Annotated in this window: 8 protein-coding genes; 1 reads left to right on the forward strand and 7 read right to left on the reverse strand. The window is 73.6% G+C overall.

The features are described 5' to 3' along the window. Positions 1–110: 110 nt before the first annotated feature. The 7 genes from AB0C84_RS44445 to AB0C84_RS44475 form a co-directional block, all read right to left on the reverse strand. Positions 111–1,070: an aldo/keto reductase gene (locus tag AB0C84_RS44445; protein WP_361078563.1), complete on the reverse strand. Its 960-nt coding sequence runs from the start codon at positions 1,068–1,070 to the stop codon at positions 111–113. Positions 1,071–1,077: 7 nt separating this feature from the next. After that, on the reverse strand, positions 1,078–2,184 hold the full coding sequence (locus tag AB0C84_RS44450) for a zinc-binding dehydrogenase (RefSeq protein ID WP_361078566.1): 1,107 nt from the start codon (positions 2,182–2,184) through the stop codon (positions 1,078–1,080). A gap of 14 nt (positions 2,185–2,198) precedes the next feature. Then, positions 2,199–3,071, reverse strand: coding sequence for a branched-chain amino acid ABC transporter permease (locus tag AB0C84_RS44455; RefSeq protein ID WP_361078569.1), 873 nt, complete (start codon positions 3,069–3,071; stop codon positions 2,199–2,201). A gap of 62 nt (positions 3,072–3,133) precedes the next feature. Beyond that, complete coding sequence (locus AB0C84_RS44460) at positions 3,134–4,288, reverse strand: ABC transporter substrate-binding protein (protein WP_361078571.1); 1,155 nt, start codon at positions 4,286–4,288, stop codon at positions 3,134–3,136. 49 nt (positions 4,289–4,337) lie between these two features. Further along, the gene (locus AB0C84_RS44465; protein ID WP_361078574.1) at positions 4,338–6,080 is read right to left on the reverse strand and encodes an ATP-binding cassette domain-containing protein; all 1,743 of its coding nucleotides are present in this window, start codon (positions 6,078–6,080) and stop codon (positions 4,338–4,340) included. Further along, the gene (locus AB0C84_RS44470; RefSeq protein WP_361078576.1) at positions 6,077–6,832 is read right to left on the reverse strand and encodes an ABC transporter ATP-binding protein; all 756 of its coding nucleotides are present in this window, start codon (positions 6,830–6,832) and stop codon (positions 6,077–6,079) included. The genes AB0C84_RS44465 and AB0C84_RS44470 overlap by 4 nt, the downstream gene beginning before the upstream one ends. Continuing rightward, positions 6,832–7,779 carry an alpha/beta hydrolase gene (locus AB0C84_RS44475; RefSeq protein ID WP_361078579.1) on the reverse strand — a complete coding sequence of 316 codons (948 nt, stop codon included), beginning with the start codon at positions 7,777–7,779 and terminating at the stop codon, positions 6,832–6,834. Before AB0C84_RS44475 ends, AB0C84_RS44470 begins: the two co-directional genes overlap by 1 nt. Before the next feature lie 117 nt (positions 7,780–7,896). On the opposite strand from AB0C84_RS44475, the gene AB0C84_RS44480 reads away from it, so the two are divergent. After that, positions 7,897–9,270 carry an amidohydrolase family protein gene (locus AB0C84_RS44480; RefSeq protein ID WP_361078581.1) on the forward strand — a complete coding sequence of 458 codons (1,374 nt, stop codon included), beginning with the start codon at positions 7,897–7,899 and terminating at the stop codon, positions 9,268–9,270. Positions 9,271–9,360: the final 90 nt, after the last annotated feature.

Raw genomic sequence — 9,360 nt, forward strand, 5'->3', positions numbered from 1 at the left:
GCCCGCGAGACCGGCATGCGCGCCGAACTCTTCACGTCCCCGGCCCAGGTCCGCGCCCTCACCGCCTACTAGGCCCCCCGCCGGTCCGGACGCGCCTCACCGTCCGCGGCTCACGGACCTTCGGGGTCGACCGCGTCGCGGTCCGCCCAGAAGGGCTCCATCAGGGAGCGCAGCCGCTCCGCGCCGACGCGCTCCAGCACGTCCAGCGCCGCGATGTTGTCGGTCAACTGCTTCATGCTGCTCGCGCCGAACAGGACGGTCGCGGTGGCGGGATGCGTGAGCGTGAACGCGATGCACAGCTGCGCCGGCGTCGCGTCCAGTTCGGCGCCCAGCCCGGCGATGCCCTCGGCGGCCTCCAGGATGCGGGGGCGGATCTCCCCCGGGTCGCGCCCGATCTGCCGGGACGGCCTGGTGTTCCCCGCGAGGATGCCGCCCTCCAGAACGTCCGACGCCTGCATGGCCACGCCCTCGGCGAAGACGGCGGCGAACGGCTCGCCGTCGGGGATGGAGCGCCGGCACGGGCTGTACTTCAGCTGCGCGAGCTGCGGGCCCGGGGAGCCCGCGGCGAGCGCGTGCTCGCGGATCGTCCGGATCGCCGTGGCCGACCAGTTGTTGACGCCCCAGCAGCCGAGGAGGCCCTCCTTCTCCAGCGCGGCGAGGTCCTCGGCGAGCCGCCTCAGGTCGATGTCGTCGCCGCGGATGTCGCCGAGGACGGCCACGTCCGCGTGGTCGGCGCCGACGCGGAACAGCGCGCCCGCGAGCTGGTCGCGCAGTGATCGCCCGGGATACCCCTCCAGCCACAGCTTGGTGGACAGCAGGTAGTCGTCTCGGGCGATCCCGGCGGCGCGCACGATCGCGGAGAACAGCACGTCGGTGAACACCGGCGGGTGGCCGGGCATCCCGTAGACGGCGACGTCGAAGAGGTCGATGCCGGCGTCGACGGCGTGCCGGACCATGGCGACGGAGTCGGCGAAGTCCATCCGGTCGTAGGTGTGCCAGGAGCCGAGGGACAGCACGGACGCCTCGGGCCCGGCGGCGCCGAGCCGGCGGCGGGGGATCTGCGTGGGCACGGGTCTCCTATCGGTTGGGGTTGATGACGGCCTTGACCTGCTCCTGCCGGGCCATCGAGGCGAGCGCGCCGGACGCGTCGCCGAGGCCGCCGGGAGCGCCGAACAGGTCGTCCCAGGCGAAGCGGTCCTGGAACCCGCGCAGGAACTCGACGGAGCGGTGCAGGTCGCCGACGTCGCCGTTCAGCGAGCCGAGCACGTCCAGCTCCTTACCCATGATCGCGCCGAGGGCGAGCTCCCCGGGCTGCGGGCCGGTGCTGCCGACGATGACGAACCGGCCGCCGAACGCGGCCATGCCGACCGCCTCGGCGCCCACGCCGGGCGCCCCGGCGAGGTCGAGGACCAGCTCGGCGCCGCGGCCCTCGGTGGCCTCCATGACGGCCGCGACGCGGGAGCCGGCGTCGCCGTCCAGCCCGACGGTCAGGTCGGCCCCGAAGCGCCGGGCCAGCTCCAGCCGGGCATCGGGCGCGCCGATCGTGATGACCCTGCCCGCACCGGAGACGCTCGCCACGGCCGTGGCGACGATCCCGAGCGCGCCCGCGCCCTGGACGACGACGGTCGATCCCGGCCGCACTCCCCCGGCGCGGTCGAAGGCGTGCAGGACGGTCTTGACCGCGCACCCCGCCGAGGCCGCCCAGGTGTCCTTCACGTCGTCCGGCAGGACGAGCTTGAGCGCTCCGGGCGTCACGTAGTTGTGCCCTGCGAGCCCGCCGGTGGCGTAGGGGAACCGGTCGGCGCGCAGGAGGAAGCCGTAGCCGCGCTCGGCGCAGGCGACGGGGTTGCGCAGCACGGTGCAGCCGTAGCAGTGGCCGCAGACCGACTCCGACCAGCCGATGCGGTCGCCGACCTTGACGTCGCGGCCGAGAGCGTCGCGGGTGCCGGGTCCGACCGCGCAGACGGTCCCCATCATCTCGTGGCCGAGGACGATCGGCAGCATCTCCGGGAACGTCATCGCACCGGACCACAGGTGCACGTCCGTCGCGCACAGGGTGGCGCAGTCGACCCGGACGACCGCGGCGCCGGGCTCGCACTCGGCGGGCAGCGGCAGTTCCTCGACGCTCAGCTCGGCGCCGTGCTCGCGGAGCACGGCGGCCCTGGTGGAGGCCGGTTGTGACATCTTCGCTCGTTTCTCTATCGGCTGTGCGCGGTGTCCCAGACCTCGCGGCGGCTGCGCCACCACAGGAGCACGAGGATCACCAGGAAGGGCACGACGCCCTGGTACTTCTGGATGGAGCTGAGGGAGGACGACAGGCCCTCCAGGCAGCCCAGGATGAGACCGCCGGCGAGCGTCAGCGGCAGGCTGCGGAACGCGCCGACCATCGCGACGGCCAGCGCCGTGCTGATCAGCCCGGCCAGGGTGGCGTAGTCGCCGCCGAGCCGGGGCGCGACGAGCACGATGACCAGCATCGTGATCGCGCCGACTCCGGCCCAGACCCCCACGGCGAGCCGCGGGGCGGGGATGCCGACCACCTCGGCGGTGCTCGGCCGCTCCGACAGCGCCTGCAGCTTCAGCCCCAGCCGCGTGCGGGTCAGCATGAGCCCGACGGCGAGCGTGATGAGCAGCGCGAACCCGAGCGACACCAGCACCGACTGCGGGACGACCACGCCCCCGACCGTGAAGACGGGGTCGGCGAACGGGGACGGGAAGCGGTGCGCGCCGGTGCTGTTGCCGCCGAACAGCCGCAGGCCGATCGCGGTCAGCGCCACGTAGAGCGCGACGGTGACGGCGGCCTTGGTCCGCTCGCGGTGCCCGGCGAACCAGCGGACGAGCGCGGCGCCGAGCAGCCCGGACAGCAGCGCGGCGGTGGCGGCGCCGACGAGCAGGGCCGGCCAGACGTTCAGGCCCTTGTCGGTGAGCGACACCATCACGAAGGCGCCCATGGCGCCGACCGCCGTCATCGCGAAGTTGACCACGGCGACGAGCCGGTAGGTCAGCACGACGCACAGGCCGAGCAGAGCGTAGCCGCCGCCGCTGGTCAGCCCGGCGATCACAGAGTTCACCATCGGATACCTCCGGGTGGGGCCGGGCGCGCGCGGAGGGTGCCGCGCGCCCGGCGGCGGGACGGCTACTTCTTGGTCGGGACGGTGAAGCCGCCGGGCAGCACCTTCCAGCCGCCCTTGTCCGCCTTGACGAACTGGCTGCCCTTGATGGGGCTGTGCTCGCCGCCGGGCCCGAACACCCACGGGCTCCCGGCCATCGGGTAGTCGATCGGCTTCATGTCCTTGAACGCCTTGGTGACCGACGCGCGGGTGATGTCGCCCTTGATGCCCTTGAGGACCTGGACGAACACGTCCGCCGCCATGACGGCGCCCTGGCTGAACGCCGTCTTCTGGATGCCGTTCTCGTCGACGAGCTTGGCCCAGCGCTCGTTGCCGGGCAGGGCCGGGTCGGTGTAGGGCTGCCACTCGGTGCCCGCGTAGGCGTTCATGTCCGCCGGGATCACCTTGGCGTTGGCGTCGGTGTAGCTGTTGGCGGCGAGCAGGAAGTCGACGTTCTGCATGCCCTGCGTCCTGGCCTGCGCGAACCAGGGCGCGACGGTCGCGTTGTACAGGACGGCCTGGCAGCCGGCGTTCTTGTCGGCCACGAGGTAGCGGGTCGGGTCGCCCTGCCCGACTGCGAGGTTCTTGTGCGCGAGGGACTTGCCGGTGAGGTTCGTCCACTCCTTGATGGCGTTCTCGATGCCGCCGCCGCTGCCGGGCAGGACGGTGTAGTCGATGCAGACCTTGTCGCGCTTGAGCGTCTCGGACGCGTAGTACAGCATCGCCGTGGTGAGCGCGTAGGGGCCGGGGTTCACCGGGGCGATGTTGGGGCTGGTGAAGCAGGACGGGTCGACCCCGACCGCGGGGATCGAGACGATCTTCTCCTTGCTGTAGGTGGCGCGGTTGAGGCCGCAGTCCACGGCGCTGGACGACCCGGCCATGGCGACCACGCCCTCGGACTTGATCAGCTCGCGGGCGGCCTGGCCGGCGCGGGCCGGGTCCATCGCGTCGTCCTTGCTGACCAGCTCCAGCTTGCGGCCGCCGATGCCGCCCGCCGCGTTGACCTCGTCGAAGACCGCCTTGACGGCCTTCGGGACTTCCGGGGTCTGGAAGAGCCCGGTGATGCCGTTGATCGAACCGACCTTGATCGGCCCGTCGGACCCGCCGGAGGACTGGCAGCCGGCGGCGGTGAGTGAGATGGCGAGCGCGGCCGCGGCCGCCGTCGTGTATGTGCGCTTCATCGCTGAGGCCCTTGCTTCGCGGGGAGGGTGGGTGGAGGGGACGGAACGGTCAGGACGCCGGGACGTCGGCGGCGCCGAGGTAGGCGGCCCGGACGGCGGGGTCCTCCAGGACCCGGCCGGTGGGACCGGAGGCGATGACATGGCCGAAGTCCAGGACGGTGACCTGCTCGCAGGTGGCCTGGACGAGCTCCATGTCGTGCTCGACGAGCAGGACCGACACCCCGAACCGCGCGGGCACGGCCGCCAGGCGCCTGGCGAGGCGCAGCGACTCGGCGGCGGACTGGCCGGCGGCGGGCTCGTCCAGCAGGGCGACCTTCGGCCGCGCCGCGATCGCGGCGGCGACGTCCAGGAGGCGCCGGGTGCCGGCGTCGACGATGGACACCGGGACCTGCCCGGGCGGGCAGCCGAAGAACTCCAGCAGCTCGTCGGCCTCCGGGCGCGGCAGCCGCCGGCCGGAGCCGATCGTCAGGTAGTCGTACAGGCTGAGCTCGGGCGCGATCGCGGTGGTCTGGAACGTGCGGCGCAGGCCGAGCGCGGCGCGGCGGCTCGGGCCGAGGCCGTCCAGCCGCCGCCCGGCCAGCGCGACCGTGCCGCCGTAGCCCGCGACGAAGCCGCTGACCGCCGCGATGAACGTCGACTTCCCGGCGCCGTTGGGGCCGATGAGCCCGACGACCGCTCCCTCGGGGACGGTCAGGTCGACGGCGTCGAGCGCCACCACCTCGCCGAACCTGACGGTCAGCCCCTGCACGGCCAGCACCGGGGCGCCGTCGCCGGCGGGGCGCGGCGCGGGCGCCGGGAGGGGCGGCTCGTCCGCGTCGGCGGCGGGCGCCTCCTCGGCGGCCTTGAGGATCTTCCGGGCGTCCCGCTCCCGCTTGCGCATCCGGGTCAGGTCGGTCTGGCTGAGCCCGCTGCGCAGCGCGAGCAGGGCGCCGGCGCCGAACAGCACGCCGCCGAAGTCCTGCGGCAGCGAGATCTTCTCCATGATCGTCGCCATCACCGCGCCGAAGATCCCGCCGAGCACGGCGCCCTCCGGATGGTGCGGGCCGATCATGATGGCCACGGCGAACAGCGCGAGGGACTGGCCCATCGCGAAGTTCTGCGGGACCACCAGGCTGAGCTGGCCGACCAGCAGCCCGCCGCCGATGCCGGCGACGAACGCGCTGATCGCGAAGGCGGCGAGCTTGCTGCGCGCCACCGAGACGCCGTGCGCGGCGGCGGACCTCTCGGAGTGCCGCAGCTCGTACCAGGACAGCCCCAGCCGGGTGCGGCCGACGATCCCGAGGACGACGGCCAGCACGGTGAACACGATCACCGTGAACACGAAGTAGCCGCCGTCGGTGTCGAAGGGGGCGGGCCGCTCCAGCATCGTCAGGTCGGCCGAGCCGGGGAACGGGTTGACGTTCAGCACGATGTCGGTGCTGACCGCGAACCCGAAGGTGACGACGGCGAGGTTGACGCCGCGGATGCGCAGCGCGGGCAGCCCGATCGCGACGCCGACGGGCACCGCGGCGAGGCCGCCGAGGAGCAGCCACAGGTAGAAGCCGCCCGGCGCGTCCGCCACGTTCAGCCGCAGCATCACCCAGGCGCCGATCGCGGCGAACGACATCTGGCACAGCGACATGACGCCGGCCCTGCCGACGATCACTCCGAAGCTCTGCATGATCACCGCGCTGATCACCGCGCTGATCGCCAGGTAGATCCAGTACGGCGGCAGCACCAGCGGGAGCAGCGCGCAGGCGAGCACCGCGATGCCGAGGCCGATGCCGAGGCCGCGCTTGTCGACCAGGTTCATCGGTGCCCGCTCTCTGCCGCTCCGGCGCCGCCCGCCTCGGCGGCGCTCACCGGCGGCCCGCCGAAGTAGAGCCGGTGCAGGCGCCGTTCGTCGCCGCGCAGCTCGCCGCACGGCCCGGAGAAGACCACGCGTCCCTTGCGCAGCACGTGGGCGTGGGAGCCGACGTCCAGCGCCAGGTTCGCGAACTGCTCGATCAGCACGACCGCGATGCCCATCCCGGCCAGCTCGCCGACCGTGGCCATCAGCCGGCGCACCACCAGCGGGGCGAGGCCGAGCGACATCTCGTCGATCAGCACGACCTTGGGCGCCGAGACCAGGGCCCGGCCGAGCACGACCATCTGCTGCTCGCCGCCGGACAGGTACCCGGCCTGCAGGGTCCGCCTCTTCTCCAGCTCCGGGAAGAGCCGGTAGACGGTGCCGAGGTCGCCGTCGCCCTGCTGGGAGACGATGAGGTTCTGCTCGACGGTGAGCGTGCGGAATGTGGTGCGGGCCTGCTCGACGTAGCCGAGGCCGGCGCGGGCCCGCTTGTAGGGGGCGAGCCTCTCGATGGCTTTGCCGTCCAGCCGGATGGTGCCGGACCTGACGGGGGCCAGGCCGGCGATGCCGTCCATCAGCGTCGTCTTGCCGGCGCCGTTCGCGCCGAGGATCACGGTGACCGCGCCCGGGGCGGCGTCCAGCGTGACCTCGTGCACGACCGGGACCTCGGCCCGGTCCACGGCGACGCCGTCGAGGGCGAGAGCCGGAGCGGTCATCACTCGCCGTCCGTGCCGAAGGCCGAGCGCAGGGCGGCGGCCGTCCGGGCCTGGGCGTCCCTCGCCACCGACAGCTCGGTGGCCAGCGGGCCGAAGAACGCGTGGATCATGCCGTCGTAGCGGACGAGGTCGGTCCGGACGCCCGCGTCCTTGAGCCGCACGGCGTACTCCTCGCCCTCGTCGCGCAGCACGTCGCACTCGGCTTCGAGGACGAGCGCCCGGCACAGCCCGGCGAAGCTCTTGGCCCGCAGGGGCAGCAGGTAGGGGTCCTCCAGGTCGCGCTCGTCCCGGGGGTAGGTGGTGAAGAACCAGTCCATGCTGGACCTGGAGAGGAAGTAGCCCTCGGCGAACTCGCGGTAGGAGGCGCGCCCGTCGTCGGGGTGGCCGACGACCGGGGAGACGAGCACCTGCAGGGCCAGTTCCGGGCCGCCGAGATCGCGTGCCTTGAGCGCGACGACGGCGGCGAGGTTGCCGCCCGCGCTCTCGCCGCCCACGGCGACGCGGGACGGGTCGGCGCCGATGCGCTCGCCGTGCTCGGCGACCCAGCGGACGGCGGCGTAGGCGTCGTCGGCCGCGGCCGGGAACGGGTTCTCGGGGGCGAGCCGGTAGTCGACCGACATCACCACCGCGCCCGCGGCGGCGCAGACGGCGCGGCAGGAGTACTCGTTCTCGTCGAGGCCGCCGATCGTCCAGCCGCCTCCGTGGAACCAGACGAACGCCGGGAAGGGGCCCTCCCCCTCGGGGGTGTAGACCCGGACCGGGATGTCGCCGGCCGGGCCGGGGATCGCGGTGTCGGCCACGGAGCCCACGTGCGGAAGGTCGTCCGGCACCACCCACATCCGGCGGAACCCCTCCCGCATGGCCGCGACGTCCAGCGGGGCGCCGCCGCTCGGGTCCTCGGCAGGGGTGCGGTCGATGATCCGCTGCGCCTCGGGATCCAGGGGCATCGTTTACCTCCGAAGGCCCGGTGTGCCCGCGCCTCCCGGCCGGGCACTCCAAAATCGTATCTGATTCCGTGTACGTTAATTGCAGCCCATCGACGGTGTCCAGAGTTGGAGCAGGATATGCCGGATGTTTCCGCCGCCGACCTCGTCCTGACCGGTGGCCGGGTCCACACGGTCGACGCCCGGGATCGCCTCGCCGAAGCGGTCGCGGTGCGCGGCGGGCGCATCGCCCGCGTGGGCACGGCGGACGAGGTCGCGCCCCTGATCGGCCCCGGCACCCGGGTCGTCCCGCTGGACGGCGGGTCGGTGCTGCCGGGCATCAACGACTCGCACCTGCACGGGGTGTGGCTCGGCGCGATGTGGCCGAACCTGCTGATGGACCAGCTGGCCGCCTCCGGCGGGCACGCGCACGAGGCGCCGGCGCGGCTGGAGACCGCCGAGGACCGGCGCCGCGCGATCCTGCGCACCGCCGACCTGCTGGCCTCCCTCGGGATCACCAGCTACACCGAGCCCGGCCTGGGACCCGGCGAGGACGAGGGCCCGAGCGGCTGTTTCGGCTCCGGCGCCCTGCACGACTACGCCGAGCTGGCCGCGCAGGGCCGGCTGAAGGCCCGCGTCACCGCGCTGATGCTGTTCGGGGAACTGGACGGCCGCAGCACGGCGGCGGACCTGCTGGCGGGCCTGCGCGACTTCACGCCGCCCGCGGGCGTCCCCGGCCGGTTCCGGGTCACGGGCGTGAAGATCTTCGCCGACGGGATCCCGCCGATGCGCAGCGCCTGGACCGACCGCCCCTACGCCGACGGCTCCCACGGCGCCCTGCTGGTCGACGGCGGCTCCGACGGCGAGCGGGAGGCGGCCCTGCGCGCGATGATCGACGCGGCGCACGACGCCGGGCACCAGATCGGCGTGCACGCCACCGGCGACCGCGCGACCCGCGTCGTGGCGGACGCGTTCGCGGCGGCCCTCGGCCGGGACGGGCGGGACGCCCGGCACTACGTCATCCACGGCGACCTGCTCGCCCCCGCGACGCTGACCGTCCTCGCCTCGAACCGGATCGGGCTGAACACCCAGGCGGGCATCCCGGTGGCCACCGAGCCGATGCTCGCCGCGGCGCTCGGCGAGGACGCCCTGCGGGACGCCTGGCCGCTGCGCGACGCGCTCGACGCGGGCGTCCCGCTGTGCCTCAGCTCCGACTCCCCCGTCCTCACCCCGGACTGGCGCGCGGGCATGGCCGCGGCGGTCACCCGGCGCGGCCTCGACGGCGCGGTGCGGGGGGCGGCGCAGCGGCTCGCCCTGGCCGAGGCGCTGCACGCGTACACCGCCGTGCCCGCCTGGCAGGACGGGCAGGAGAACGTCAAGGGCTCCATCGAGCCGGGCAAGGTCGCCGACCTGTGCGTGCTCGGCGGCGACCTGTTCGGCGTGGAGCCGCAGGCCCTGCCCTCGGTGCCGGTGGCGATGACCGTCCTCGACGGCGAGGTCGTCTACGAGGCCTAGGTGTGATGTCCAGGGAGGTTGTACCGCTCGGCATCGGTGAGTCTGTCTGACAGATGAAGGCCTCCGGTTGTGAAGTGGAGCTGTCTAGTT

It is taken from the genome of Actinomadura sp. NPDC048955, assembly GCF_040649435.1.
GTDB classification, from domain to species: Bacteria; Actinomycetota; Actinomycetes; order Streptosporangiales; family Streptosporangiaceae; genus Spirillospora; species Spirillospora luteofluorescens.